24 protein-coding genes are annotated in these 25097 nt (G+C 64.6%); 11 read left to right on the top strand and 13 right to left on the bottom strand.

The annotated features are described in order from the left end of the window. Positions 1-46: 46 nt before the first annotated feature. The gene (locus tag AC1MDG_RS04525; RefSeq protein ID WP_043479126.1) at positions 47-1102 is read right to left on the bottom strand and encodes a 2,3-butanediol dehydrogenase; all 1056 of its coding nucleotides are present in this window, start codon (positions 1100-1102) and stop codon (positions 47-49) included. Positions 1103-1235: 133 nt separating this feature from the next. Further along, the gene (locus AC1MDG_RS04520; protein ID WP_479807838.1) at positions 1236-3026 is read right to left on the bottom strand and encodes an NAD(P)/FAD-dependent oxidoreductase; all 1791 of its coding nucleotides are present in this window, start codon (positions 3024-3026) and stop codon (positions 1236-1238) included. Between the two features lie 193 nt (positions 3027-3219). Between AC1MDG_RS04520 and AC1MDG_RS04515 the strand changes: the two genes are divergently transcribed. Continuing rightward, entirely contained in the window at positions 3220-4518 is a 1299-nt protein-coding gene (locus tag AC1MDG_RS04515) for a helix-turn-helix domain-containing protein (protein WP_479807837.1), read from the top strand. Positions 4519-4576: 58 nt separating this feature from the next. Here AC1MDG_RS04515 and AC1MDG_RS04510 read toward each other — a convergent pair whose 3' ends face one another. Together AC1MDG_RS04510 and AC1MDG_RS04505 are read right to left on the bottom strand one after the other, a co-directional pair. Further along, positions 4577-5095: a hypothetical protein gene (locus AC1MDG_RS04510; protein WP_479809019.1), complete on the bottom strand. Its 519-nt coding sequence runs from the start codon at positions 5093-5095 to the stop codon at positions 4577-4579. Between the two features lie 399 nt (positions 5096-5494). Beyond that, complete coding sequence (locus AC1MDG_RS04505; protein ID WP_479807836.1) at positions 5495-6157, bottom strand: DUF6318 family protein; 663 nt, start codon at positions 6155-6157, stop codon at positions 5495-5497. A 289-nt stretch (positions 6158-6446) separates the two neighbouring features. Here AC1MDG_RS04505 and bioB point away from each other — a divergent pair, with 289 nt between their 5' ends. The 4 genes from bioB to AC1MDG_RS04485 all read left to right on the top strand — a co-directional run bounded on the left by bioB (position 6447) and on the right by AC1MDG_RS04485 (position 8726). After that, positions 6447-7517 (top strand): biotin synthase BioB, encoded by a 1071-nt coding sequence (gene bioB / locus AC1MDG_RS04500; protein WP_479807835.1) that lies wholly within the window; start codon positions 6447-6449, stop codon positions 7515-7517. Next, complete coding sequence (bsaP, locus tag AC1MDG_RS04495) at positions 7514-7756, top strand: biotin synthase auxiliary protein BsaP (RefSeq protein ID WP_479807834.1); 243 nt, start codon at positions 7514-7516, stop codon at positions 7754-7756. Before bioB ends, bsaP begins: the two co-directional genes overlap by 4 nt. A gap of 40 nt (positions 7757-7796) precedes the next feature. Then, positions 7797-8231, top strand: a complete 435-nt coding sequence (locus tag AC1MDG_RS04490; protein WP_043478686.1) for a pyridoxamine 5'-phosphate oxidase family protein — start codon at positions 7797-7799, stop codon at positions 8229-8231. A 75-nt stretch (positions 8232-8306) separates the two neighbouring features. Further along, positions 8307-8726, top strand: a complete 420-nt coding sequence (locus tag AC1MDG_RS04485; protein WP_479807833.1) for a very short patch repair endonuclease — start codon at positions 8307-8309, stop codon at positions 8724-8726. 12 nt (positions 8727-8738) lie between these two features. Here the strand turns inward: AC1MDG_RS04485 and AC1MDG_RS04480 are convergent, their stop codons facing one another. After that, positions 8739-9923, bottom strand: a complete 1185-nt coding sequence (locus AC1MDG_RS04480) for a glycoside hydrolase family 26 protein (RefSeq protein ID WP_479809018.1) — start codon at positions 9921-9923, stop codon at positions 8739-8741. A gap of 278 nt (positions 9924-10201) precedes the next feature. On the opposite strand from AC1MDG_RS04480, the gene AC1MDG_RS04475 reads away from it, so the two are divergent. Continuing rightward, positions 10202-10603 carry an Hpt domain-containing protein gene (locus tag AC1MDG_RS04475; protein WP_479807832.1) on the top strand — a complete coding sequence of 134 codons (402 nt, stop codon included), beginning with the start codon at positions 10202-10204 and terminating at the stop codon, positions 10601-10603. Positions 10604-10657: 54 nt separating this feature from the next. Here AC1MDG_RS04475 and AC1MDG_RS04470 read toward each other — a convergent pair whose 3' ends face one another. Next, a complete protein-coding gene (locus tag AC1MDG_RS04470; RefSeq protein WP_200890943.1) occupies positions 10658-11413 on the bottom strand; it encodes a response regulator transcription factor in 756 nt (251 codons plus the stop codon). 101 nt (positions 11414-11514) lie between these two features. Here AC1MDG_RS04470 and AC1MDG_RS04465 point away from each other — a divergent pair, with 101 nt between their 5' ends. Continuing rightward, positions 11515-13182 (top strand): sensor histidine kinase, encoded by a 1668-nt coding sequence (locus AC1MDG_RS04465; protein WP_479807831.1) that lies wholly within the window; start codon positions 11515-11517, stop codon positions 13180-13182. On the opposite strand, the gene AC1MDG_RS04460 is transcribed toward AC1MDG_RS04465, so the two are convergent. Continuing rightward, complete coding sequence (locus AC1MDG_RS04460) at positions 13179-13829, bottom strand: TetR/AcrR family transcriptional regulator (RefSeq protein WP_479807830.1); 651 nt, start codon at positions 13827-13829, stop codon at positions 13179-13181. The genes AC1MDG_RS04465 and AC1MDG_RS04460 overlap by 4 nt on opposite strands. Before the next feature lie 122 nt (positions 13830-13951). On the opposite strand from AC1MDG_RS04460, the gene AC1MDG_RS04455 reads away from it, so the two are divergent. Beyond that, positions 13952-14242 (top strand): hypothetical protein, encoded by a 291-nt coding sequence (locus AC1MDG_RS04455; RefSeq protein ID WP_479807829.1) that lies wholly within the window; start codon positions 13952-13954, stop codon positions 14240-14242. Here the strand turns inward: AC1MDG_RS04455 and AC1MDG_RS04450 are convergent. Continuing rightward, complete coding sequence (locus tag AC1MDG_RS04450; RefSeq protein WP_479809017.1) at positions 14232-15488, bottom strand: McrC family protein; 1257 nt, start codon at positions 15486-15488, stop codon at positions 14232-14234. The two genes, AC1MDG_RS04455 and AC1MDG_RS04450, sit on opposite strands and share 11 nt — an antisense overlap. A 37-nt stretch (positions 15489-15525) precedes the next feature. After that, on the bottom strand, positions 15526-17757 hold the full coding sequence (locus AC1MDG_RS04445) for an McrB family protein (protein ID WP_479807828.1): 2232 nt from the start codon (positions 17755-17757) through the stop codon (positions 15526-15528). Positions 17758-17890: 133 nt separating this feature from the next. Here AC1MDG_RS04445 and AC1MDG_RS04440 point away from each other — a divergent pair, with 133 nt between their 5' ends. Then, positions 17891-18166: a PspC domain-containing protein gene (locus AC1MDG_RS04440; protein WP_043478673.1), complete on the top strand. Its 276-nt coding sequence runs from the start codon at positions 17891-17893 to the stop codon at positions 18164-18166. Positions 18167-18193: 27 nt separating this feature from the next. On the opposite strand, the gene AC1MDG_RS04435 is transcribed toward AC1MDG_RS04440, so the two are convergent. The 4 genes from AC1MDG_RS04435 to AC1MDG_RS04420 form a co-directional block, all read right to left on the bottom strand. Further along, the gene (locus AC1MDG_RS04435) at positions 18194-18436 is read right to left on the bottom strand and encodes a PLDc N-terminal domain-containing protein (RefSeq protein WP_479807827.1); all 243 of its coding nucleotides are present in this window, start codon (positions 18434-18436) and stop codon (positions 18194-18196) included. 131 nt (positions 18437-18567) lie between these two features. Continuing rightward, a complete protein-coding gene (locus AC1MDG_RS04430; RefSeq protein ID WP_479809016.1) occupies positions 18568-18984 on the bottom strand; it encodes an acyl-CoA thioesterase in 417 nt (138 codons plus the stop codon). A gap of 53 nt (positions 18985-19037) precedes the next feature. After that, positions 19038-21080 carry an ABC transporter ATP-binding protein gene (locus AC1MDG_RS04425; protein WP_479807826.1) on the bottom strand — a complete coding sequence of 681 codons (2043 nt, stop codon included), beginning with the start codon at positions 21078-21080 and terminating at the stop codon, positions 19038-19040. Then, positions 21077-22810, bottom strand: coding sequence for an ABC transporter ATP-binding protein (locus AC1MDG_RS04420; protein ID WP_479807825.1), 1734 nt, complete (start codon positions 22808-22810; stop codon positions 21077-21079). Before AC1MDG_RS04420 ends, AC1MDG_RS04425 begins: the two co-directional genes overlap by 4 nt. Before the next feature lie 425 nt (positions 22811-23235). Here AC1MDG_RS04420 and AC1MDG_RS04415 point away from each other — a divergent pair, with 425 nt between their 5' ends. Together AC1MDG_RS04415 and AC1MDG_RS04410 are read left to right on the top strand one after the other, a co-directional pair. Continuing rightward, complete coding sequence (locus AC1MDG_RS04415) at positions 23236-24051, top strand: hypothetical protein (protein ID WP_479807824.1); 816 nt, start codon at positions 23236-23238, stop codon at positions 24049-24051. A gap of 79 nt (positions 24052-24130) precedes the next feature. Beyond that, on the top strand, positions 24131-25021 hold the full coding sequence (locus AC1MDG_RS04410; RefSeq protein WP_479807823.1) for a class F sortase: 891 nt from the start codon (positions 24131-24133) through the stop codon (positions 25019-25021). Positions 25022-25097 lie beyond the last annotated feature (76 nt).

The following is a 25097-nucleotide window of genomic DNA, read 5'->3' as shown; positions in this document are numbered from 1 at the left end:
GCCAACTGCGAGGCGCATGCAACTATTCCTGCTGAGACTCGGATCACTACGGGTGGACGATGATCTTCACCGCCGTGTCGTTGTGGTGAATCAGGGTGTCGAAGCCTTTGTCCACCAGGTCGTCCAAGGCGATCCGTCCGGTGATGAAGGGCTTGAGGTCCACCTTCCCGTCCTGGACGAGTTTGATGGCGGCCGCATGGTCGCCCCGGTAGGCAATCGTTCCGCGAAGGTCGATTTCCTTGAGGACGATCTTCTGCATGTCCACGGTGGCCGGCCGGCCCCAGATAGACACGTTGACCACCACCCCGGCGGGCTTGACGACGTCGAGCATCGTGTCCAGGACGGCGTTCACGCCGGCGCATTCGAACGCCGCGTCCGCGCCCGCTCCCCCGGTCAGTTCCAGCACCCGCGCTTTGACGTCGACTGCGCTGGGGTCGAGGACATGGTCGGCGACGCCGGACGACGTGGCTTTCTCCTTGCGCGCGGCGGACAGTTCGGTCACCACGGTGGTGACGCCCAGCCCTTTCAGGACTGCCGCCGTGAGCAGCCCGATAGGACCTGCACCGCCGACGACGGCGACGTCCCCGGCTTTGACGTCGCTCCGGCCGACGGCGTGATAGGCCACCGCGAGCGGTTCGATGAGCGCGGCTTCGTCGAGCGGAATGTCGCCGACGGGGTGGACCCAGCGAGTGTCGACCACGATCTTTTCGCTCAGTCCCCCGCCGCCGCCGGCCAGCCCGATGAAGCCCAACTTGGTGCACAGGTTGTAGTTGCCCGCCCGGCACGGACCGCATTCGTCACAGACGAAGTAGGGCTCCACCACCACACTGTCTCCGACGGAGAGCCCCGTGACCCCCTCACCCAGTTCCTCAACAGTCCCGGAGAACTCATGTCCCAGGGTGACCGGGGCCTCCTCGTGCGACAGCACGTGGGGATGTCCGGGCGGCGGGGTGAAGATGGGCCCTTCCAGGAACTCGTGGAGGTCCGTGCCGCAGATCCCGCACCAGGCGACCGCGATCTTCACGGCTCCGGGGCGCAGCTCCGGCTCCGGAACGTCTTCGATCCGGAGATCCTCGCGGGCGTGGAAACGTGCTGCTTTCATGGTGTTTTCCTTCGCATTAGGGCCGTGGATGCACCGGTCAGGTGCATCCACGGCATGTCGTTGGAGTGTCACAGCAGGTGGCCGTCACCCGCAGTGTGGTGCCCGGGAGTGTGATTGTCACGGCCTTGCTGGGTCAGCGCTTGTGGTGGGTGGGTTGGAGCTCGTAGACGGGCGTGGGCAGCCCCTCCATCCGTGCTTTGAGCTGCAGCGCCAGGTAGTTGGAGTAGTGGCGGCTCTGGTGCAGGTTGCCGCCATGAATCCAGAGATTCTCCACGTTCGTGGGCTTCCACATGTTGCGCAGCTCCCCCTCCCACGGCCCAGGGTCCTTGGGCGTGTCCGAGCCGAAGCCCCAGCATTTGCCGACGGCGTCCGCCACCTCGGGCGAGACCAGGTCGGCCAGCCAGCCGTTCATGGACCCGTAGCCGGTGGCATAGATGATGACATCGGCCTCGAGCTCGGCTCCGCTATCCATGACCACCGCGTTGCCGGTGATCTTGGTGACCTGCCCGTTCGCGAGCTTGACCCGTCCGTCAATGATCAGCTGGGACGCGCCGACGTCGATGTAGTAGCCGGAGCCGCGCCTCAGGTACTTGAGGAACAGGCCTGAGCCGTCCACCCCGAAGTCCAAGTCAAAGCCTGCGGCCTCAAGCTGGGAGTAGAACCCGGCATCGCGCCTGGCCATCTCTTCGTAGACGGGGATCTGGGCTTCCGGCAGGATCCGGTATGGCAGGGAGGCGAACAGGAGGTCGGCTTTCTCCGTGGTGACACCGCTGGCCAGCGCCTTCTCCGAGTACAGGTCCCCGAGCGCAAGGTCCATAAGCGACTCGCTCCGGGCAATGTGCGTGGAAGACCGCTGGACCATGGTGACGTCCGCCCCGTGTTCCCAAAGATCGGCACAGATATCGTGGGCCGAGTTGTTGGACCCGATCACCACTGCCTTCTTCCCGGTCCAGTCTCCGCCGCCCGGGTGCTTGGACGAGTGGTACTGCTGCCCCAAGAAGGACTCGGCGCCGTCGAACGTTGGAACATTCGGGTAACCGGAGACGCCGAGCGCGAAGACGAGCTGTTTGGGCCGGAGGGTGACCGGTTCGCCGTCGCGCATGACCCGCACGATCCATTCCTGGGACGCCTCGTCGAAGCGGGCGTTGGTGCACTCGGTCTTGGACCAGTAATTGAGCTCCATGATCCGGGTGTAGTGCTCCAGCCAGTCGCCGATCTTGTCCTTGGCGGCGAAGACGGGCCAGTCGTCGGGGAATTTCATGTACGGCAGGTGGTCGTACCAGACGGGATCGTGCAGGTGGAGTGACTTGTAGCGGTTCCGCCACGAGTCTCCGGGCTTTTCGTTCTTCTCAATGATGATCGTGGGGACCCCGAGCCGGCGCAGCCGCGCGCCCAGCCCGATACCGCCCTGGCCGCCGCCGATGATCACGGTGTAAGGCTGGTCTTCGTATCCCAGCCGGGCTTCCTGCTCCTCCTGGAGTTCCAGCCACGATTTGCGGCCTTTCTCGATGCGGTGCGCCACGCCCGTCTCACGGTTGGGGCCCTTTTTCTCCTCGAATCCCTTGAGCTCCTGCATGGTGGTGAGCAGGGTCCAGCATTTGCCGTTGCGGAGGCGCAGGTGGGCATAGCCTCGCGCCTGGGCGGTTTCGAAGTCCACCCAGGCTTCGGTGTTCGCGGCGTCCCCGGTGGCATCCTCGGCGAGTGCCCAGTTGCCGGGTTGAACATCCGCGAGCGTGGCGTCCAGCATGCGCTTGATGGCTTCCTTGCCCTCGAGCGTCTTGAGGTTCCAGGTGAAGGATACGAAGTCCCGCCAGTACGGTTCATCGTCGAACAGCTGCAGTGCGGCGTCGGTGTCCCTGCTGCGCAGCGCCTCTTCGAACTGCGCCAGCCAGGCCTCCACGACGCCGTTTGGTGTCTCAGGCATGATTCCTCTTTTCGTTGCTTACGGTGGGCTGCTTCCGGCTGCCTCGCGATGACCGTCCGTGACCCGCATCACAAGTAAAAGACGCCGGGGGTTACAATCGAGTGACACGGCGCCCTTCCGGGGAGAAGCTCCCGGCGATCAGCCGTCAGCGAGCGGTCCGTGAACGATTCGATGACGAGTTGGGAGATTGCTGATGCGGACCGGCACCGGCGCGATCACCCAACTTCGCGACCTCAGGTTCACGGCACCGGCAGAGTATGCGCGCACACTGCGCAAAGCCCACGAAGCCACGATTGCGGGCAGCCCGGATCCTTCCATTTCGCCGGAGCTGATCAAATCCTGGCAGCGTTCGCTGGCACTGGGTATTAACCCTGATCAGCACAGGCCTGTTCACCGGCACGAAGTATCCGAGGCACGCTCGCTCAGCACGGGGCACCGCCTGGCCACCGTGATCCCGGCCTTGTCCCAGTTGCTCGCGGACGAGTCCGCCTCGGGCCGCCACCTCTTGATCGTCACCGACCAACAGGGCGAGGTGCTGTGGCGGGTGGGCAGCCGGCAAGCGCTGAGGCTGGCCGATTCCTTGGAGTTTGTGGAAGGCGCCGACTGGTCCGAATCCGGCGTCGGGACCAATGCCATCAGCGAGGCCCTCATGACCGGAGCACCCGCACAGTTGTTCTCCGCCGAACACCTGGTGCGCACGCATCACGACTGGGCCTGCACGGCGGCGCCCATCCGCGATCCGTACTCAGGCGAAGTGGTGGGAGTGCTCGATGTTTCCGGCCCCTTCGAATCGGTGACACCGGACAGCCTGCGCATGGTGCGCTGCGGGGTGCGGCTGGCAGAGGAACTGTTGAAGTCTGCTGGCGCGCCTGCAGTCTCGACGCAGCAGACCGGCGGCGTGCGTACGTCGCTGACGCTGAGCTTGCTGGGTGACAAACCGAGCGCCGAGCTCGACGGCGGTTCCCGCCTTCCGCTGACCCTGCGCCGAGCTGAGATTTTGGCTCTGCTGGCGTCCCGGACCCAGGGGTGGAGCGCCGATGAACTGGCGTATCGGATTCACGGCGAAGACGGCGCCGCGACGGCCATCCGGACCGAGATGCACCGGATCCGCGGCATCCTGGGCAACGTGGTGGAGCCCAACCCTTACCGCTTCTCACCGGCCATCCGCGTATCCACCGACGCATCCGTGGTCGCCGGCCATTTGCGGTCCGGAAGGACGCGGGAAGCACTGGCCGCCTACCCCGCCAAGCTGCTCAACCGTTCTGTAAACCTGACCGTCGAGCTGATGCGGGACGAGCTCAATGAAGCTGTGGGGGCCTCGGTCCGCTCCAGCGGGGACGCCCAACTCATCATGCGGTGGTGTGCGAGCGACATGGGTGCATCGGACGTCGAAGCAGCCGCGGCAATGGCCAGCCTCATCGGACCGGGCGATCCGCGCTTTCAACTGGTCCGTGCGCGGATGGAACGGGTCGACCGCGAACTGAAGTCCTGACCGCGGCCGGCGCTTACGGGGCTGGGCTGGGCAGTGGGGCCTGCGGTGCCGCCCCGCGTTATGGGGCTGGCGGCGCGGCTCCCGGGCAGCCTTGGCCTTGCGGGTTTTTGATGCAGTCGTCAGCGTAGTTGCGGGTGATCGAGCGCCAGACACTGATGGTCTGCGGCGGGGAACTGAACTGGCCTTGGCCCGGGATGGGCAGCGGCGGCCCGTTGTTGACGGAGTACGTTCCTTGGAAGTGGGTGGTGAGCACCACCTGGAAATCGCCGGTCTGGGTGTAGACGTGGCTGGTGCGGGTCTTCTCGCCCCACCGGTCCTGCGGCAGCGGACCGCCAGCCGACGGCTGGGGCCCGAACGTTGTTCCGTCACCGTAAGCCCAATGATATTGCACGGGTTTCGCCACAATGGAGACGCTCTGGCCGAGCATGTCAACGGTGAAAGATTGTTCCTCGGCAACAGCGTAGAAATTAGTCTCCGCACCTCGAAGCGTATGGGGGCTTGGTTGCGCCACCGAGTCGCCGGCCAACACTGGCAACTGCTCGAACTTACTCTGGATTTGCTGAGCGATTTGCTCCATCACGTCCACTGGCTTCTCAGAATAGACGCAACGATCAGGCCGTATCTGAGTCCAGATCGGGGGTTGGAACGCCTTCAAGGAGGAAAACCAACGAACAGGCCGGCCGTCCTCGCCCGCTGTACACTTCACGGCACCTGCTAGGCAGGCGACATCGAAATTGTTCTGACCTTCGTCCAGGCAAAGATACTCAACCTTGTAAGTATTCGGGTCTTCGGGAGGCGACTGAGGGCTGTCCACCCACCCCCCGACACCGGGGTCGTACCGCCACACGCCAATACCGGGACCAGACCACGAAAGATCGGAATCGCCCTCGGCCGCCTGTACTACTCCGGCCGAGACCGACAGAACGCATACGCAGAACACACCCAAGATCGAAAGCCTCCCCCAAGCGGCCACGAATTACCCACCTAATCTGTCAACGTTGAGCGCCCGCCAGAATCCCCCGTCGTACTTTGCCACCATAATGTCACCCAGCATTTGGGACTCAGTCACCGTTTGGCCAATGCTGGCGTCGGCATTATGGAGAGTGCCTGCTCTCTGCTGAGATTGAACGGCTACCTGATATTCTCCCGGTCCTGTTTTCACGAAGTTTGTCTGAGCCGCGTGAACGGTGATGCTCGCACCCGAGACCCACCTTCCTTCAGCGTTCCATTTGACGATCCCCGGAAAAATCTTGTCGCACATCGCGCACGGCGTTCCCGTGACTGCTTTGACGGGTTCCAAGTCGCCAGTTTCGAATGCGTAATTCAGTAAGGAGTACCAATACTTAGCGAAAGCCTCCAGCCCCTCCTTCGTCTCCGCTTTGGCAGCCTCGGGCAACACCGGAACGGGAACATTCTGCGCCTTGCCCTTGGAGTCGGCTGGCTTGTAGGCGCCGGTTGGCGTCGGCGTGGGGCTCGGCGTGGCCGTAACCGACGCTGACGCTGATGCCGGGGCCGACGTGCTGTCATTTCCCGGCGGGGTGGCGCCCCCGTTGCACGCAGTGAGCGTCAGAGCAGAGGCGGCGACAACAGCAGCGGCCGAATAGCGCAACCGCGCGAAAAACAAAGTACGAGATGTCATGGGCAGCTATTCCCCCGATAGTTTCAAGACGTCCGAGCCGCCCGCAATATCTCCGGACGATGGTTAAAGGGTAACTGAGGTCGCACTTTGGTGCTCAAAGTTATCCACAGGTACTCTCTCCGGTTTATCACCCAGGGCATCGGACAGGAAAGTCATGCGGGCACCATTGCGAATTACTTTGGCTTCCCAAACTCAACGCCTGCTCTTTGTCGACAACCCACAAAAACGCCAGCCAAAAGCCAAACTAGCGTCTGTGGAGACCAGACGTTCCCGCGATAAGGACCCATCGATGACGATTCAGGCAAATGTCCCCGCAAGCGACGAAACAAGCGACGAAACAAGCAACGAAACAACAAATGAGTCCAGCCACGCGATCCTTGAAAGCGCCCGCCAGCAGGTCCTCGAGGACGGCATCGGCCTGACGCAGTCCCAGCTCGAGCAGATCCTCCGCCTCCCGGACGAGGCCCTTCCCGCAGCCCTCCAGCTAGCCCACGAGGTGCGCCTGAAGCACTGCGGCGAAGACGTTGAAGTGGAAGGCATCATCTCCATCAAGACCGGCGGCTGCCCCGAGGACTGCCACTTCTGCAGCCAGTCCGGCCTCTTTGACAGCCCGGTAAGAGGCGTCTGGCTCGACATCCCCGAACTCGTCAAAGCCGCGAAGGAAACAGCCGCCACGGGAGCCACCGAGTTCTGCATCGTCGCCGCCGTCCGCGGCCCCGACATCAAGCTCATGAACCAGATCAAGTTCGCGATCGACCGCATCAACGAAGCCGTGGACATCAACATCGCCTGCTCCCTGGGCATGCTCACCCAGCGCCAGGTGGACCAGCTCGCTGAGTGGGGCGTACACCGCTACAACCACAACCTCGAAACCGCCCGCAGCTACTTCCCCGAAGTCGTCACCACCCACAGCTACGAAGAACGCCTCGACACCTGCAACATGGTCAAAGCCGCCGGCATGGAGCTCTGCTGCGGAGCCCTGATCGGCATGGGCGAAACCCTGGAACAGCGCGCCGAACTCGCCGCCCAGCTCGCCGCCCTCGAACCCCACGAAGTCCCCCTGAACTTCCTCAACCCCCGCCCCGGCACCCCGCTCGAAAACCAGGGCATCATGGACGGCAAGGACGCCCTGCGGGCCATCGCGGCGTTCCGCCTCGCCATGCCCCGGACCGTGCTGCGCTACGCCGGCGGCCGGGAACTCACCCTCGGCGACCTCGGCACCCGCGAAGGCCTCATGGGCGGTATCAACGCCGTCATCGTCGGCAACTACCTCACCACCCTGGGCCGGCCCGCCACCGCCGACCTCCACCTGCTCGTCGAGCTGAACATGCCCATTAGAGAACTCCAGAAAACGCTATGACCCAAAGGGTTTCGACGAGCTCAACCACCGGTAACTTTTGCGGCCACTGCGGCGAGCCGTCCGACGGCGGCGCCAGCCCGACGTCGGACGTTCACCACCGCTGCGGCGAGCGGCTCGCGATGGAGCCACCGCGGTACTGCGCCGCCTGCCGGCGCCGCATGAAAGTGCAGGTCACGCCGCTGGGTTGGACCGCGAAATGCTCACGGCACGGCACCCCCGACACGAGAATACGTCCTTAAGTCACTGGCCATTGCCTGCCGCCGGCTGAACAATAGGCACATGATGTTCACACACGCAGACGGCAATCCCATTCTCAACCTTGACGATGACCAGTCGTGGAAGCTCATAGAGGGCACCAAACACGGCCGGCTGGTAGTGACCGTGGCCGGCGAACCGGACATCTTCCCGGTCAACTACGCCGTGAGCGGCCGGAAGCTCTATCTCCGGACAGCTCCGGGCAACAAGCTTGCTGAGCTGACGATCAACGCGAAAGTCCTCTTTGAGACGGACGGCATCATGTCCGACGAGGCCTGGTCCGTAGTGCTTCGCGGAACAGCGCGGGTCCTCGACCAGTCTGCGGACATCGCCGCCGCGGAGTCGCTCGGCCTGAAGCCCTGGGTGCCCACGCTGAAGGACTTCTACGTTGAGATCGAGCCGGTTTCGGTCAGCGGACGGCACTTCCAGTTTGGGGAACATCCGGAGCGGGAAATCTAGGATTGCAGCCGGGCCGGCCGCTGCGGACACCCGCCGGGCCGGCCGCGTGCGATGGTGGCCGCCTAGACTTAAGCCATGGCTGACCAGCTGACTCCCGAACGGCGCAGCTGGAACATGTCCAGGATCCGGGGCAAGAACACGAAGCCGGAACTGCTGGTACGGAGCCTCTTGCACGCGAAGGGCTACCGCTACCGTCTGCACGGCAGCGCGCGAGGCGGCAAACTCCCCGGCAACCCTGATCTGGTGTTCGCCGGACGGCACAAGGTCATCTTCGTCAACGGCTGCTTCTGGCATTTCCACGACTGCAAGGCGGGCCAGCACGCCCCCAAGGCGAACGCAGAGTTCTGGGATGCAAAGCGGACGCGGACCAGGAACCGCGACGCCGAACAGCGCCGGCTCCTGGAAGCTTCAGGGTGGAAGGTGCTCACCGTCTGGGAGTGCGAGCTCAAGGACGTCTCCGCCTTGGAGGAGCAGCTGGAGCAGTTCCTCGCCTGAAGGCGTGCCGGACTACGACGCCCGGCGGGCGGACAATGCGGCGTTGAATGCCGTCGCGGACGCTTCACTGCTGTTGATGCGCCAGTCGGTTTCCTTCTGCAGATGGAACCAGACGAAGCCCACCACGTCCGGCTGGGCTGCGAGGTAGCTCACCAGGTCGGTATTCCATTGCGCCTTGGAACCGCCCGCCTCGGCGGAGGCCGTCTCGGCGATCAGGATGGGGACCCCGGGCGCGAGTGTCCGCAGCTGGGCTATCCCGGGCGCGAAAAGGTCCTGCGGCGACATCCAGCTGCTCCACGACGCCGAGGTGCCCCAGTTGTATCCGTCGAGGGCCACAACGTCCACGTAACCGGCGCCCGGAAACAGCCCGGCAAGCTCGGTGGAGCCAAAGTACGGAACATTCGGGCTCCATACCCAGGTCACGTTGCTGGCACCCGTGGCTGTCACGACGTCGTGCACGTGCCGCCAAGCCTGCACGTAATCGCCGGACTGGTTGCCGTTCACGCCCTCCGCCCACGGATACCAGTTGCCGTTCATCTCATGCGCGAACCTGAGCTGGACGGGCTGGCCCCAGGACGCCAGCGCCTGGCCCCACTGGGTGATGTAGGCATCAAAGTCGCCGGCGGTGATCCGGTCCAGGGCGTAGGCAGGCTGTGTGAGCCCGCCGCCCCATGCCCACGGTTCCCAAGTGACCAGCGGGACGGCGCCGCGGGCCCGCACGGCGTTCATCTCGGTGATGGGCGGTGCCTGCAGGAAGTCCTTGTAGAAGAGCACACTCGACGGGCTTTCACCGGCAAGCTGTGAGACCTCATCCAGTTCGGCACTGGCCAGGGGACCTCCCGCCGTGGCCACCCCGAAGCGGAGCGCCGACGTGCTGATTGGAGGGAGGGCGGGAGCGGAAGAAGTCACCGTGAAAACGGATGACGCTTTGACCGAGGACGTTTTGGCCGTGATGGTCAGCGGTCCGGCGGCTGCAGCCGGGATGGTGATCGAGGTACTGAACGCTCCGCTTGCCGCCGTCTTGAAAGAGAAGGTGGAGGACCCCACAATCACGGTTCCCGTGGTGGAAACCTTGAACCCTGTTCCGCTGACTGTCACCGCCGAACCTACCGGCCCCGCAGTCGGGTTGAGGGAGACCTGGGCCGCCGCGACAGCCGCAGCGGGCGCTGCCTGGACTGGCTGGACTGCAGCCAACATCACGCCCAGTCCCACAAGCAGGCCAGTAACAAGGTTACTCACGATCCTGAACACAGCGGTCCCCGCAATCGGCTGGTGGCTCGAAACGCCACAGGTCAGTTCGGTGCCGGCAGACACTTGTCCCGATCCTAAAGCCCAAGCGGACCCGTCCGATCAAGATTGGCGCAAATTTTCCGGGAAATCGCATTCCGTGTCCGCCGGAGCCCTACTGTAAAAGAGGCAAGGTTGTGGCCGCACCCCCTATCCCGGTTGTGCAGCGCCAAGGGAAGGGGTGTCCAATGGATGGACAGGATGGCGTCAGCCAGCCGTACGTTGACCCCTCCGTGCTCCAAACACTCCGCTGTGAACTTGAGCCCGACGCCGAGTACTGCACCGTATTTGTGAACAGCTACATCCAGCAACTTCCGCGGCGGCTGGACCGGCTCCGCCACGCGGTGGAAGCAATGGACCTGGATGCGGCCATGGATGCCGTCCTCAGCGTGAAGACCTCCAGCATGATGGTGGGCGCGGCGTACCTGAGCAGGCTCGCGGATGAGCTCGAAACCATCCTGAAGCATTTGGAGTCCCACCCGGAAACCGTGGCCGAGCAACCGCCCCGCCTTCAGCTCGCGCTCCTGGAAAGCATGGATGCGTGCACCGATCAGACCGTGGCCGACCTCTCGGCGGCGGCAGCGGCCTGAATCCGGCGCCAGGACGCCGGACCGGCACCCCGAAGCAATGCCCCGAGCCCGGAATTAGCGCTCGGCAGGCGCCAACCGGTAACCCACCCCGCGCACAGTCTGCAGCCAGCGCGGGTTCTGCGGGCTGTCGCCCAGCTTCTTGCGGAGGTTTCCCATGTGCACTTCAACGGACCGCTCGTCCGCTTCTGAGATGTAGCCCCCGACGTCGTACGGTTCGTCGCGCAGCCGCCTCACCAGTTCGGATTTGGTCCGCACCATCCTCCCCGCCTCCAGGAGCGCGTGCAGCAGATCGAACTCGGTGCGGGTCAGGTGCAGTTCGCGTCCGTCCACACTCACGGTCCGCGCGTCGTAGCTGAACTCGAGCCCGTTGTGGGTCAGCGTCCTGCCGGCGGCGGCTGCCACGGCAGGTGCCTTGCCTCCGGCGGCGGAGTCCGACGTCGAACGCGGACGCCGCATCATGGCGGCGACGCGCGCACGCAGTTCCCGGGGACGGAAGGGCTTGGTCAGGTAGTCGTCCGCACCGGATTCCAGTCCGATGAGGGTATCCAGTTCCTCGGCGCGGGCCGTCAGCATAACGATGTACGCGTCGGAGAACTCCCTGATCTGGCGCGCCACTTCAAAGCCGTCGATGTCCGGGAGGCCCAAGTCCAGGGTGATGACTGCCGGATTGAGTTCCTTGGCCGCGACGACGCCGGCGGCCCCGCTGCTCGCGACCTGGACGTCGAATCCGGCCTGGACCAGCACCACCCGCACCAGTTCACGGATGTCGTGATCGTCCTCGATAACCAGACCCACACGTGATTCACTCATCGCAGCCCCCTCAGTCCGCTCGATACCGTCAGAAGTATAGCGCTCGCCCGATATCGTGGGGGTATGCGTCCAGTAAACCGCACGTCGATCGTCATCCGGCCATGAGTGGCAACGTCACCTGGGACATCAAGTCCGGCCGGATGCTCTTCTTCCGCCGGCCGTTCCACGAGTATTCCCTGCGGGGACGCGTCACCTTGAGCCAGATGCCGCTATCGATCACCGCAGCGCTCACCGCCGTGCTGATGCTCATGTTTTTCCCGGGGACTCTGGGGAATCCCCTGTTCATCGCTTTCCTGGCCACGCAGGTCCTGATCCTGGCGCTGTGCTACCTCATTCCATGGCACCGGCTGCCGTTCGCCAGCTTCCTGGTGGTTCCCGTCCTTGACTTCGTCTCGATCGCACTGGGCAGGGAGGGCGGGCAGGAGGGCCTGACCGGCATCAGCCTGCTGGCCGTCTTTCCCGTCATCTGGCTCTGCGCCTCCGGGCTGTACCCCCGCGCTTCCCTGGTGGCGTCCTTCGTGGCTCCCCTGGCCATCATCTGGGTGCCGTTGTTCCTTCACGGGAACGTCACGGGCCCGGACCTGGCGCGCTCACTCCTGCTGCCGGTGATGATGCTGGGGATCGGCGTCTCCGTCAGCGTGCTGACGCTCAGCATGGTCCGGCAACAGCGGGACCTGGAAGAAAAGGACGCTCAACTGCGGGCCACCCTCAAAGAGAGCAAGCGGCAGGAGGAACTGCTGAATTCCGTGCTGGAAACGGTGCACCTGGGCGTCCTGGCAGTGGACGCGGACGGGCACGACATCCTCATGAACCGGAAACAGCGGGAAAACCACCGGCTGGCCAGCCCTGCGGGCAACGCCGACCCCAACGAATCCCAGCTCCTGGTATTCCAAGCCGACCGGACCACCACAGTCCCGGTCGAACAGCGGCCGGTCCGTCGCGCCGTGATGGGCGAAAGCTTCACGGACAATTTGGTCTGGCTTGGCAGCGGCAGCGGACAGCGCGCCATCACCACCAGCGCACGTGCGATGCGGGACCAGGATGGCTCCTTCGCCGGCTCGGTGATCGTCTTTAGCGACGTCACGGACCTGGTGAATGCCTTGGCGGCAAAAGACGATTTCCTGGCTAACGTTTCGCACGAGTTCCGCACACCGCTGACGTCGATCCTCGGCTACGTGGAGCTGCTCCTGGACGACTATGACGGCGTGAGCGACCCCCGCCGCGAAGCGCTCCTGATCATCCGTCGTAACTCCGAGCGGTTGCTCGGGCTGGTGTCTGACCTGCTGGCCAGCCGGAGCGGGCAGCTTATTGTCAGCCCGCAGGCTGTGAACGTGGCCGAACTTGTCCGGGCCAGCATCAGCGCTGCGCTGCCCCGTGCCGCCGCCGCAAAAGTACGGCTCCGTGCGGACGCTCCCGCATGCTTGGAGGCCCACGTGGATTCGGGGCGCATGTCGCAGGTGCTGGATAATCTCGTGTCCAACGCCATCAAATACTCGCCCGATGGGGGCGACGTTGTAGTGTCGCTGGACTCTGAGGGGTCCGACCTGGTGTGCCGGGTGAGCGATACGGGCATGGGCATGAGCGACAAGGATCAGGCGGAGGTGTTTACGAAGTTTTTCCGGACCCGCAACGTGCGGAACACGTCCATCCCGGGCGTAGGGCTGGGCCTGTCCATCAGCAAGGCCATTGTTGAAGCCCACGGCGGAAGCATTCAGCTTCGCAGTGCCCCGGGCGAGGGAACCACCTTCACCATCAGGGTGCCGGTCTAGGGTTCGTACTGCTCAATCAATGTCCGGGCCATCGCCTGCGCGCGCTTGGCGGCGTCGGCATCACCCTCGGCAGCGGAAATGATGGATCCCTTCATGAGGATGTGCCATGAACGGGAGAAATCCTCGGCGTCCCGCAGTCCCGCTTCCTCGGCCAACTGCTGGACGTGGCCGCGGATCCGGGCGAGGTAGTCGATGCTTGCCCGCCCCAGCGGATGGGTGGCGCCCATTTCCAGGAGGATGTTGATGAAGGAGCACGCCTCAAAGTCGTCGCGGCGGAACCAGTCGCCAAACACGTCGAAGATGGCCAGCAACTGCTCGGTAGGGGTTCCGCCGCGGCGGCGCGCGTCGGCAACGATCATGTCCACGGTCCACTGGCGGTCGCGCTGCTCGAGGAAGGCAAGCACCAGCTCATCCTTCGAGGCGAAGTGCCGGTAGAACGTCGCCTTGGCCACGCCGGCGCGGCTGATCAGTTCGTTGACGCCCACATCGCGGATCCCGCGGCGGGCGAAAAGTCCGTAGGCCGTATCAACCATCCGCTGCCTCGCGTCCGCGCCAGTGATCGCAACCTCGCCCTCCAGGGCAGGCTGGACCTGTGCAGGCTGAATCGCTGCGTGCCTAATTACTGCATGGTTTGGCGTGGGGTTCATTGCAAATAGTCTAGCGCAAGGGGAAGACAGACTTGTCTGTCTGGGATAAAATTCTCTTCATTCCGGTCGGTCGCAATCCCAGGCGTTTGAGCCAGAGCGCTTGTGCCACAGGAGGGTAAGAGATGCCGAAGAAAACGTTGTCAGCCGTGGAGGCCCACCAGGGCGGCTCGCGGCAGGCGAGGTCCGGGATCCATGCCGTTGGGGGGCCCGTACGCGGGGGCGTGAATCTTGAGCCGATTCGCCACCAGTCGTGGGAAATCATCAATGCGATCCTAACGGACACCAATCCGGACGGGTCCGAAATCCGCAATCAGCTGCGCCGTTGCCTCACCAAGAACCGAGGCAACCCTGAGCGGGCTTTGCTCATGCACCTCATGTCAATGCCGGGCCGCTCCGCGCCCGTCATTGATTGAGCGCTGCCTGCCGCACCACTTCGCCCCAGGACTGCTGTGCCAGGTCAGCAACAGCTGCCAGGATGTCCGACGGCGGCAGGGACAGATCAAGCGGGTACTCCACCACGTCGATGTCCGTGTTGAGGATGCGGCGGAGCTTCATTTCCCCCGCGCCTGCGTACACCAGCCAGGCCGTGGGGACGCGTAGGGCCGTGCAGTAGGCCAGCATCTGAAAGTGGTCCGCGGACAGGGACGCGCCCTGGTCCGTCGCGGCCCGGTACTTCGTGTCGTAGACCACCACGGGACGGCCGCCGAGCAGGTGCACTGCGTCCGGATTCACCGTGAGCCGGTCGGAATCGCGGACGGCCTCGTTCAGCAGCGCGTTGTACTGCAGCCGCATTTCGCCGGGATAGGCAGCCATGGCTTCGCGGAGGGCAGCGCCCACAAAATCCTCGAAGACCTGCCCCATGTCCACCACGAACGACGCCGTCTGCTGCTTTCCGTCGCCCGCTTCGGCTGAGGCGTTGCGCAGGATCACTTCGGAGAGGCGGAGCACCGCGTGGTAGCGGGTGTTCATCCGGGTGGCCTGCCACGGCGGCAGCGGCGCCCCGGGCTGAAGGCGGGTGACGGCGTCGAGCTTTCCCAACAGCAGCCGCAGGCGGCTCTGGACGTCCGGCCGAACGCGCGGAACCCGGGACATGCGCTCCAGGGCAGCCCGCAGGATGCGGTTCTCGGCGATGTCTTCGGTGAATTCGTCATAGGAGACTTCCAGCGGCACAACCATTCCGGGCCGGCGCGAGATCTGGTCCGAGATCCGGATGCGGCCTTTCACCGTCCGCAGTGACTCATCTACGGTGAGGTATCCCTGCAGGACTCCGCGGCTCAGGGCGCGGTCCGCCAGCTGGGCCAGGGACTCAGCCAGTGCACTCCACAAATCCGTGTCCTCGACGGCGGCCACCGGGTCGTCGCGGAAGCCCTGGTTTCCCGCATAACTGAGGAGGAACAGCAGCCGGCTGAGGCCCAGGCGGTCCTTGGGCCGCACTTCCAGCTGCACCGTGGGCGTCCGCACCGAACCCACCATGCCCACCGGCTCAATCCTGAACAGGCCCATGCCCATGGGCGAGGCTTTGGCCAGCCCGCTGGCGTTCACGAACGCTGCACTCGCTGCGTCGAGCTTGTCCACCACGCCGCCGGACAGCTCGTCCAGGACGATGTGGCGTACGGCCGTGCGGGCGCTGGAGGGCGGCCGCGCCGGCCGCGGCGGCACGGCCACGGGCGCCCGTCCGTCAGCGGGCAGCAATCCGTTAGCGGGACGCAAGGCGGCCCAGCAGCTGCTCCAGCCCGAAGCGCTCCTGCAGCTGGGCCCGGTTCAGCTGGCCGTGATAATGCTCTTCCAGGAGCGGCATGAGCTCGTATTTCCAGATCCGGCGGAGGCCCGAGGGAGTCTGGGCTGCCTTCTTCATGAAGTAGGACGGCCCGATCATCAGGTCGCGGTCCCATTCGTCGATCGCGTCATTCAGGGCGTCCAGGAGGAGGGCAGGGGTGGTGTCCAGGTTCCGGGCCTGCAGGAAGCGGAGCAGGGAACCCTTCACCGGTTCGGTCTTGGGGTGCAGCTCGATGAAGGAGAAGCGGCGGCGGATGGCGGCGTCCATCATGGCGATCGAGCGGTCCGCGGTGTTCATGGTGCCGATGATGTACAGGTTGTCCGGGAGCGTGAACGGCTCGTTGGGGCTGTACTGGAGGTAAATGCGGTCGTCCCGGTACTCCAGCAGGAAGTACAGCTCACCGAACACCTTGGCCAGGTTGGCACGGTTCATCTCATCGATGATCAGGAAGTAGGGCTTGTTTTCGTTGCCGGGCTTGGCCGCTTCTTCCGCAAGGCGGCGCAGCGGGCCGGCCACCAGCTTGAAGGACACCTGCCCCTCGTCGGTCTTGTCCGGCCGGAAGCCCTCGAAGAAGTCCTCGTAGGCGTACGACGGGTGGAACTGCACCAGCTTGACGCGTTCGTCGGTGCTGTCCCCGGCAAGTTGGGCCGCCAGGTGCTTGGCGAGGTAGGTCTTGCCCGTTCCGGGCGGGCCGTAGAGCACCAGCTGCCGGTTCTCCTCCAGGAGTTCGGCGATTTCCTGCAGCGGTTCCAGGTCCATGTGCAGGGACGCCGCGAACTCCTCCGTCAGCGGACGGAACCCCTCCGGAACCGGTTCGACGACGGCGGCCGGCTCGGCGGCGTCGTCGGCCTCCGCTTCCGCTTCGGCGGGCAGCAGCGCCTGCAGCGCCTGCACCACCCGGGTGACATCCACGATGACCCCCGGCGTGGTGAGCTGGCGCTGGACGTGGCGCGGCAGGTCCGCCATGCTGTGCGCGTCATCGAACCAGCGGACCTTGCGGCGCATCCGGCGGTTGTCCTCGTTGTGCTCAGGCTCCCCCAGGACCCCGCCCAGGCGGACGGCGCCGGCGTGCTGGTACAGGACCAGGTCGCCCGGCTTCATCACCGTGAGGAAGGCAAAAACGGCAGTTTTGTTGTCCTCGCGCTCCACGTAGCCCAGGTGCTTGTAGTCCTCATCGACTGCGTGCTGCACGACGCCCGCGGTGACTCCGGCGTCCAGGAGGCGCAGATGCTCGACGTCGAGCGTCACCTTCTCCTCCCCGTGCCACGCGGCCAGGAGGTCCTTGACGTCGTGGTGGGTGCGCAGGAGCCAGGCACGCCGGCCCGGATCTCCCACCTTGCGCCACTGGCTCACCAACTGGCGGGCATACCAGTCGATGCGCTGGCCGGCCTGCTTGTCGAGGTAGAGGCGGATGCGGTGGATATCGGCGGTGATTTCCGCTTCACTGTCGCCCTTCGCGCCGCCCACGAGGGAAGCGAACGCGTCCCTGATTTCCTGCCGCTCCACGTCAGCCACCACCGGTTCGAAGTAGCTCGGCCAGGCCAGGTATTCGATGCTGCGGCGAATCGCCGGCTGGTCATCGGGGGTGGCCGAGGCGAGCTGGTGGAATGCGAGGGGATCCTTCAACGCCTTGGTGACCGCATTCGTGGACTGCTGGTCAACGTGCTGCACGAATCGGCACAGCCACCTCAGGTGGTCCCAGATGGTCCAGTTGAATTCGGCGGTGCGGTCGCGGATCACGCCGTGGTCCGTCATGCCTTTGTACAGCTCGTCCGGCAGTTCCAGCGGCGGTTCCAGCCACGAGGCCGCCTCGGCCACCCGGGCACGCTTGACCTTCAGCGATTTGACTTCGTGGGCCAGCGGCAGGGACTGGAGGAACAACAGTTCAACAGCCAGTTGCTTCGCTGCGCGGGAAGCGTCCGAAAGGTTCTGCCGGAGGTTGGTCATCATCGGCGCTTTGGAGTCCGCGACGCCCCGCTCCAGCCGCTCCAGCAGCTCCGCGGCAGCTGAGGTGGTCCACGTCTGGGTCCGTCCGTCCAGCGCTGACGGCTTGCCCTGGAGGCCGGCCCCCAGGACAAACCACGCCGCATCCTCGATCTCCTTGGAGATTCCGGGGGCGCGGGTCATGGCAGGCTTCGCGGTGGGGGTCATGCCTTCAAATTTACAGGCTTAACCTGAACGGCAGCACCACGCGAACGGCGCTCCGCCCTGCCCTGCCAGATGGCTTTTGGCCCTATCAACGGGGAAGGAACGGCCATAGGCTGGCGGCACAAAGGAGCGTGCCATGACTTTTCAAGACCTGACCCGGAAGATGTTCACGGCCATCCGGGGAACGGGGCTCAGCCGCGGACCGGACAGGTTGCTCGGCGGTGTGTGCGGCGGAATAGCCGCGAAGCTGGGCGTGGACCCCAATGCAGCCAGGATCGTCTTCCTGGTCCTGGCCCTGGTGCCCGGCCCGGCCCTCACGTTCTACATCTGGGCATGGATCCTGCTGCCGGACAGCACCACCAACCGCATCTACCTCGAATCCTGGCTGAGCAACGAATCCAACGATGGCTAGCGGCGGCGGCGCCGTTTCAGCCGGCGGCTAGCGGGCGCCTGGCAGGTTCTTGCGCCCGAATGCGAAGTAGCTTCCCGGGCCGACGAAGTTGATCAGCGTGACAGCGCGCCACATCGCCTTGCTGCCGCGGATCTGCTCGGCGGGCCGCCGGGAAATGTCGCGCTGGGCTGCGATCAGGAGGGAAAGCTGCACGGCAGCTGCCACCAGCGTCCCAAACCGTGCGAGCGGCGGCATTTCCTTCCAGGACTTCTTCTTTTTCTTAGTGGCCATGGCTGATGCTCCCTGATTCCGTTGGTGCGCTGGTGTGGTTCGGTTGATGACTGCCGTTTGGTGCTTCGTACGGGCGATCATGTAGTGACGATACTAGGGACGCAGCCGTGCCCGGGGTAGGGGCTTTGGGCTCAGGCCGTGAACGGGGCCAGCCGCTCCTTCTGTTCCGGGGTCAGGCGAAGTACCCGGCCGGTGGCCTCGTCCACGAACGCCAGGTGGGTGGTGGCCTTGACGCAGTCTTCCCGGGTGACGGGGTCCTGCAACAGGTAGTGCATGTCGAAGCTGGCGCCTTTGACGGCGCCGATCCACAACTGCACCACGGCCGGGACGTTCCGGTATTCGAGCGTCCTGACGTAGCGGATCTTGTGCTCCACCACCAAGGCCATGGTGCCTTCTTCAACGTCGTTGAAGAGGGACACCTGCGGCTCGACGCCGGGAAGGCCGGCGCCGCGGGGCGGTCCGAAGGCCGCGATGCGCGCTTCCTCCAGGATCCGCACGATCTGCACGTTGTTGATGTGGCCGTAGGCGTCCATGTCTCCCCAGCGCATGGGTACCAGGACCTCGATGCGCCGCCCGCTGGGCACGGTCCGGCCGGCGGCGCTCAGCTTCGCACCGCCGTCGAGTCGTCCGCCGCATCAGCCAAGGCCGCCTCCGCGTCCTCGCCCGCAAACTGGGACATGTACAGCCGGTAGTAGGCGCCCTTGTTTTCCAGCAGGTCGTGATGGTTGCCCTGTTCCACGATCCGTCCGGCTTCCATCACCAGGATGGTGTCGGCGTCGCGGATGGTGGAGAGCCGGTGCGCAATCACAAAGCTGGTGCGGTCCGTCCGCAGGGCCGCCATGGCCTTCTGGACCAGGACTTCCGTGCGCGTGTCCACCGAACTGGTGGCCTCGTCCAGGATCAGCAGGGACGGGTTGGCCACAAAAGCCCGTGCGATGGTAATGAGCTGCTTCTCGCCTGCGCTGACGTTGTTGCCTTCCTCATCGATGACCGTGTTGTAGCCCTCCGGCAGTGCCCGGACGAAGCGGTCCACGAACGTGGCCCGGGCCGCCTCCATGACCTGGTCCTCCGTGGCGTTGAGGTTTCCATATTTGATGTTGTCGTAGATGCTGCCGCCGAACAGCCAGGCGTCCTGCAGGACCATGCCCACCTTGGCCCGCAGTTCGGAACGGCTCAGGTGTGTGATGTCCACGCCGTCCAGCGTGATGCTTCCCGACGTGAGCTCGTAGAACCGCATCACCAGGTTGACCAGCGTCGTCTTGCCTGCGCCGGTGGGGCCGACGATCGCCACGGTATGCCCCGGCTCGGCGGTGAAGGAAAGGTCCTCGATCAGGGGCTTGTCCGCCGAATAGCTGAAGGTCACATGCTTGAACTCCACGTGGCCGTCGGTCTTGGCGGGCAGGTGCTCGGTGGCAGTTTCGGCATCCTGCTCCTCCGCGTCCAGGAATTCGAAGACACGCTCCGCCGAGGCAACGCCGGACTGCAGCATGTTGGCCATGCCCGCCATCTGTCCCAGCGGCTGCGTGAATTCGCGGGAGTACTGGATGAAGGCGGTGGCATCGCCCAGGCTCATGCCGCCGGAAGCCACCCGCAACCCGCCCACCACTGCGATGCCCACGTAGCTGAGGTAGGAGAGGAACTGCATGACCGGCATGATCATGCCGGAGACGAACTGGGCTCCGAAGCTGGCCTTGTAGAGGGCTTCGTTCCGTTCGTCGAAGCGTTCCAGCATGTCCGCGTCACGGCCGAAGACGCGCACGAGGTCGTGGCCGGAGAATGATTCCTCGATCTGGCCGTTGAGCTGGCCGGTATTTTTCCATTGCGCGGCAAACAGCTTCTGGCTTCGCGAGCCGATGATGCCGGCGGCCACGCCGGACAGCGGGAGGGCTACCAGGGCGATCAGGGCCAGCTGCCACGACACGATGAACATCATGATCACGATGCCGATCACTGTCAGCGCGGAACTGAGCAGCTGCGCGAAGGCCTGCTGCAGCGCCTGCTGGATGTTGTCGACGTCGTTGGTGACACGGGAGAGCGTGTCGCCGCGCTGGCGGGTGTCGAAGTAGTTCAACGGCAGCCGGTTGAGCTTTTTCTCGGTATCGTCACGCAATCTCCGGACAACGCGCATCACCAGCACGTTCAGTACGTAGCCCTGCAGCCAGGTGAATATGTTCGCCACGAAGTACATCACCAGCACCACGCTGATGAGGAACGACAACTTCTGGAAGTCGATTCCGACACCCGGAACGAGTTCCATCTTGGCGATCATGTCCGCGAAGTTGTTCTCACCCTGGGCCCGCAGCCCGGCAACGAACTGGTCCTTGGTGACTCCGGCGGGCAGCTGCTTTCCCACCACTCCCCCGAAGATGACGTCCATGGCCTGCCCCAGGATCTTGGGGGCGATGACGTTGAGGACGACGGCGACTGTCACCATGGCCAGCACAACGGCAATACCGGCTGACTCAGGCTTCAGCAAACCCATCAGGCGCTTGGCGGACGGCCAGAAATGCTCCGCCTTCTTCGCGGGCGCCCCGCCGAACATGTCGCCGTCGGCCTCCGTGGGCTTGTACTCCTCTTCGTAGAAGTCGTCGTCTTCCGCGGGAACCGGTTCCTGGCCGGCTGCGATTTTTTCGTTGGTGCTCATGCCATTTCCTCCGCGGTCAGCTGCGACTCGACGATTTCCTGGTAGGTAGTTGAACTCAGCAGCAGTTCCTCGTGTGTTCCCCTGTCCACGATCCTGCCGTTGTCCAGCACCAGGATCTGGTCGGCGTCGGCAATCGTGGACACGCGCTGTCCCACGATGATGACCGTGGCATCCGCGGTCTTTGCCTTGAGCGCACGCCGCAGCCTGGCATCCGTTGCCACGTCCAACGCCGAGAAGGAGTCATCGAACAGGTACACCTTGGGCCGGGTTACCAGGGCCCTGGCGATGCACAGGCGCTGGCGCTGGCCGCCCGAGACGTTGGTGCCGCCCTGGGCGATCCGGGAACCGAGACCGTTCTTCTTTTCCCGGACGAAGTCAGCCGCCTGGGCCACCGTGAGGGCATCCCACAGTTCCTGGTCCGTGGCCTCCGTCTTGCCGAAGCGCAGGTTGTGCTCGATGGTCCCGGAGAAGAGGTAGGGCCGCTGCGGCACCATGGCCACCCGGCCGGTGATTTCGGAGCGTTCGAGGTCGGTGATGGAAACGCCGTCGAGCAGGACCTCACCGGACGCGACGTCGTAAAGCCGCGGCAGCAGTGACAGCAGGCTGGTCTTGCCGGCGCCGGTTGACCCGACGATGGCCACGGTCTGGCCGGGCTCGGCGGTGAAGCTGATGTTGCTCAGGACAGGTTCTTCGGCCCCCGGGTAGGCGAATGAGACGTTGCGGTACTCCACGCGTCCGGTCCGCCGGGCGGGCGCCACCGGCGCCGCCGGTTCGTGGATGGAGGGCTCGACGTCGAGCACCTCACCAATGCGATCCGCGCAGACCGAGGCCCGCGGAATCATCATGGCCATGAACGTCCCCATCATGACCGCCATGAGGATCTGCAGCAGGTACTGCAGGAAGGCGGTCAGGGAGCCCACCTGCATCTCCCCGGCATCCACGCGCTGGCCGCCGAACCACAGCACGGCGGCCGTGGAGACGTGGAGGATCATGCCGATGGCGGGGAACATCAGGACGAACAGTGCGCCAATCTTCAGGGAGACGTCGGTGAGTTCGCGGTTCGCGTCGCCAAAACGCTGGGACTCGTGCGGTTCGCGGACGAAGGCGCGGACCACACGGATGCCGATGATCTGCTCGCGGAGGATGCCGTTGATGCGGTCAATTTTTGTCTGCATCGAGCGGAAAAGCGGCATGAGCCGGACCACGAGGTATCCCACCACCGCAATCAGCACCGGAACGGAAACCCACACCAGCCAGGACAGGCTCAGGTCCTCGCGCAACGCCATGAAGATGCCGCCGATGCACATGATGGGCGTGGCCACCATGAAGTTCAGCCCCATCAGCACGAGCATTTGCACCTGCTGGACATCGTTGGTGCCACGCGTGATCAGCGTGGGTGCGCCGAACACATTGACGTCTTTGGCGGAAAAGCTTGTCACCTTGCGGAAGACGCCGCGCCGCAGGTCCCGGCCAAACGCCATGGCGGCCTTGGAACCGAAGTACACGCCGGCGATGGCGGTGGCTACCTGGACCAGCGCGACCCCGAGCATGAGCCCGCCCGTTCTCCAGATGTAGTCGGTGTCCCCGCGGGAGACTCCCTCGTCGATGATTTGTGCGTTCAGGCTGGGAAGGTAGAGGGCCGCGATGGTTGATGCCAGCTGGAAAAGAATGACTGCCGTGATATACGGCAAATACGGCTTCGAGTAGCGCCGTATGAGGGTGACAAGCATGCCCGGGAGTCCTTTGGGAAGAGCGCGAAGTGAGTGCAGGAAAGTAATACCAGCAGGGGCTGACACTCTCAGCCTTCCCACTCTACGAAATCCGTTGCCTGTGCGAAACAACGCCCCGCAAATATCATCCGAACGGCGTAGCGCCCTTGGGGAACAAAAGCTCCCCACGTGTCCCTTGTTACGGGTGAAACGGGTGTTGTCCCTCGGTTTCAAGGGTTCAGGCTGTGAAAAACGGGTACCCAGTCAAGTACCGGCTACTCGCGACTACTCCAGTGCCCCGGGCCTAGCGTGGAGAGGTCAGTTAGTTGACAACTCTGCAGGAGAGTCGCAGGTGATCTGGGCATCTACGAACAACGGCCGGCTCCTCCATGTGCCTCCCGTTCCCGCAGTCTGGTCAGTCCTCAATGATCCAGATGGAGAATCCCATGAAGAGAATCCTCGCAACTGCCGGAATCGCGGGCATTGCATTAGTAGGCGTCACAGCTCCCGCTAATGCCGGCGATAAGGGCGATAACGGCGACAAGAAAGTCAGCATTTGCCACGCCACGGGTTCGGAATCGAACCCGTACGTTCACATTACGGTCAGCGAAAATGCCGTGAACGGAAATGGCGGCCATGCCACGCATGAGGGCGACATGATTCCGGCACCGGCGTCCGGCTGTCCCAGTGGAGAAGGACACGGCGGAGGCGGTGGCGGCAAGGATGAAGATGACGACTGGGGTCACGGCCCGGACAAGATCACCATCTGCCACGCCACGGGATCTGAAAAGAACCCGTACGTTGTGATCACCATTCCGGAAAAGGCCTGGTGGAACGGCCATAAGGACGGACACAACGGCCGCGCCGACATCTACCCGGTCCCGGCCGGTGGTTGCGTCGCAGAAGAAGAGAAAGAAGAAGAGGAAGAGACTCCCCCGGTGGTCGTACCGCCCGTCGTCACTCCGCCGGAGGTAACTCCGCCGGTCGTCACTCCGCCGGAGGTAACTCCCCCGGCAGTGGTACCGCCTGCGGTGGCTCCACCGGCACAGACTCCGACGGGAGCCGCAGCGGCACCCGTCGGCGCGGCGGCCGCAGTAGTACCTGTGGTCAACCGGGGCTTCAACGCCCAGACGGCGGCAGGAAGCCAGCCCGAGACCGGAATGCCGGCCTGGTTCGGCGGCTTGGCGGCGCTCCTGGGGGCAACAGGGCTGATTGCCCTGAGGCAGCGGGGACGCCTGCAGGATGCACCCGGATCCAAGTAAGGTCCGTCCCGCGGCGAGGACGGGCATCCGCCATCACGGTGCGATGCCCGTCCACACCACACCCTACGGAGGAGTTCCGATGACCTTCCCCGGCCACAAGCCCGCGGCCGCGCCGCCCCTCGGCAGCCGGAGCGCAGCACCGGAAGCGGGCGAGCCCCGCCCCCGCCAGGACGGCGCCTCCGACCACCCCTGGCTCCAGCGCCTCGCGCGGAAATTGCCGTTCTTGCAGCGCCTGTCGCTCAACCGCGGGGATCGGCTGTTGCTGCTCGCCGGCGTCGTCGCATTCTTCGCTTTGACGTTCCTGCCGGGAATCGTATCTTCCGGGCACCCCTCCGGAGGGACCGGACTCCACCTGGAAGCTGCCCCGTATTCACGGGCGGCCACCCCCGCTTCACCTGGCTCTGCCATCCCGCCCGATACCTTCGCCTGGAGCGGCAAGGCCTCGGCGGCGGAGGGCGGTTACGGTTCCAAGGCTGTTGCGCCCGCCGCACAGCAAGCGCCACAGAAAATTCCGAACTACCCGGCCGCCGCCGCCCCCACCAGGATCGTTTATCCGGCTGCCGGGCTGGACGTCACCATCCATCCGCTCACGCCCACGCCGGAGGAACTGGAATCACAGGCGATCGTGCCGCCGATCACCGTGGACGGCTACTGGGTGACGAGCTTCGGCGTTCCCGGCGCCGGGTCCACTAACACCACCTATATCCTCGGCCACAGCTGGGAGGGGCGCGATGCTCCGTTCAACCGGCTCAGCGCCGCGAGCGTCCCGGGGGATGTTTTCGAAGCCACCACAGCCACCGGAACCATGCGTTACCGGGTGGATTCCGTGGACACCTACGTGAAATCGAGCCTGAAGGACAGCCCGATCTGGACCGGCGTTCCCAACCGCCTGGTCCTTATCAGCTGCTATACCGAAGATCCCTGGGGGAAGAACGTGGTGGTTCTCGCCTCTCCGGTCCCGGAGCCCTGACGACGGCGACGGTGGCGTAAGCAGGCGCGGCAACGACGGCGAGGGCGGCACTCAGCCGCCCTCGCCGTCGTACGTT

The sequence above is a fragment of the Arthrobacter sp. AIWTK1 genome, assembly GCF_056680535.1.
Note: the sequence above shows the minus strand (reverse complement) of the source record. Positions and strands in the feature narration are given on the sequence as shown.

Excerpts from the sequence above, each read along its gene's own strand:
- AC1MDG_RS04470 (WP_200890943.1), bottom strand. The coding sequence starts at position 11,413 with ATGAGTGAATCACGTGTGGGTCTGGTTATCGAGGACGATCACGACATC.
- AC1MDG_RS04415 (WP_479807824.1), top strand. The coding sequence starts at position 23,236 with ATGAAGAGAATCCTCGCAACTGCCGGAATCGCGGGCATTGCATTAGTA.
- AC1MDG_RS04515 (WP_479807837.1), top strand. The coding sequence starts at position 3,220 with ATGCGGACCGGCACCGGCGCGATCACCCAACTTCGCGACCTCAGGTTC.
- bsaP (WP_479807834.1), top strand. The coding sequence starts at position 7,514 with ATGACCCAAAGGGTTTCGACGAGCTCAACCACCGGTAACTTTTGCGGC.
- bioB (WP_479807835.1), top strand. The coding sequence starts at position 6,447 with ATGACGATTCAGGCAAATGTCCCCGCAAGCGACGAAACAAGCGACGAA.
- AC1MDG_RS04440 (WP_043478673.1), top strand. The coding sequence starts at position 17,891 with ATGACTTTTCAAGACCTGACCCGGAAGATGTTCACGGCCATCCGGGGA.
- AC1MDG_RS04455 (WP_479807829.1), top strand. The coding sequence starts at position 13,952 with ATGCCGAAGAAAACGTTGTCAGCCGTGGAGGCCCACCAGGGCGGCTCG.
- AC1MDG_RS04410 (WP_479807823.1), top strand. The coding sequence starts at position 24,131 with ATGACCTTCCCCGGCCACAAGCCCGCGGCCGCGCCGCCCCTCGGCAGC.
- AC1MDG_RS04460 (WP_479807830.1), bottom strand. The coding sequence starts at position 13,829 with ATGAACCCCACGCCAAACCATGCAGTAATTAGGCACGCAGCGATTCAG.
- AC1MDG_RS04490 (WP_043478686.1), top strand. The coding sequence starts at position 7,797 with ATGATGTTCACACACGCAGACGGCAATCCCATTCTCAACCTTGACGAT.
- AC1MDG_RS04465 (WP_479807831.1), top strand. The coding sequence starts at position 11,515 with ATGAGTGGCAACGTCACCTGGGACATCAAGTCCGGCCGGATGCTCTTC.
- AC1MDG_RS04480 (WP_479809018.1), bottom strand. The coding sequence starts at position 9,923 with ATGTTGGCTGCAGTCCAGCCAGTCCAGGCAGCGCCCGCTGCGGCTGTC.
- AC1MDG_RS04520 (WP_479807838.1), bottom strand. The coding sequence starts at position 3,026 with ATGCCTGAGACACCAAACGGCGTCGTGGAGGCCTGGCTGGCGCAGTTC.
- AC1MDG_RS04510 (WP_479809019.1), bottom strand. The coding sequence starts at position 5,095 with ATGGAGCAAATCGCTCAGCAAATCCAGAGTAAGTTCGAGCAGTTGCCA.
- AC1MDG_RS04430 (WP_479809016.1), bottom strand. The coding sequence starts at position 18,984 with ATGCGCTGGGGAGACATGGACGCCTACGGCCACATCAACAACGTGCAG.
- AC1MDG_RS04525 (WP_043479126.1), bottom strand. The coding sequence starts at position 1,102 with ATGAAAGCAGCACGTTTCCACGCCCGCGAGGATCTCCGGATCGAAGAC.
- AC1MDG_RS04425 (WP_479807826.1), bottom strand. The coding sequence starts at position 21,080 with ATGAGCACCAACGAAAAAATCGCAGCCGGCCAGGAACCGGTTCCCGCG.
- AC1MDG_RS04445 (WP_479807828.1), bottom strand. The coding sequence starts at position 17,757 with ATGACCCCCACCGCGAAGCCTGCCATGACCCGCGCCCCCGGAATCTCC.
- AC1MDG_RS04485 (WP_479807833.1), top strand. The coding sequence starts at position 8,307 with ATGGCTGACCAGCTGACTCCCGAACGGCGCAGCTGGAACATGTCCAGG.
- AC1MDG_RS04435 (WP_479807827.1), bottom strand. The coding sequence starts at position 18,436 with ATGGCCACTAAGAAAAAGAAGAAGTCCTGGAAGGAAATGCCGCCGCTC.
- AC1MDG_RS04420 (WP_479807825.1), bottom strand. The coding sequence starts at position 22,810 with ATGCTTGTCACCCTCATACGGCGCTACTCGAAGCCGTATTTGCCGTAT.
- AC1MDG_RS04475 (WP_479807832.1), top strand. The coding sequence starts at position 10,202 with ATGGATGGACAGGATGGCGTCAGCCAGCCGTACGTTGACCCCTCCGTG.
- AC1MDG_RS04505 (WP_479807836.1), bottom strand. The coding sequence starts at position 6,157 with ATGACATCTCGTACTTTGTTTTTCGCGCGGTTGCGCTATTCGGCCGCT.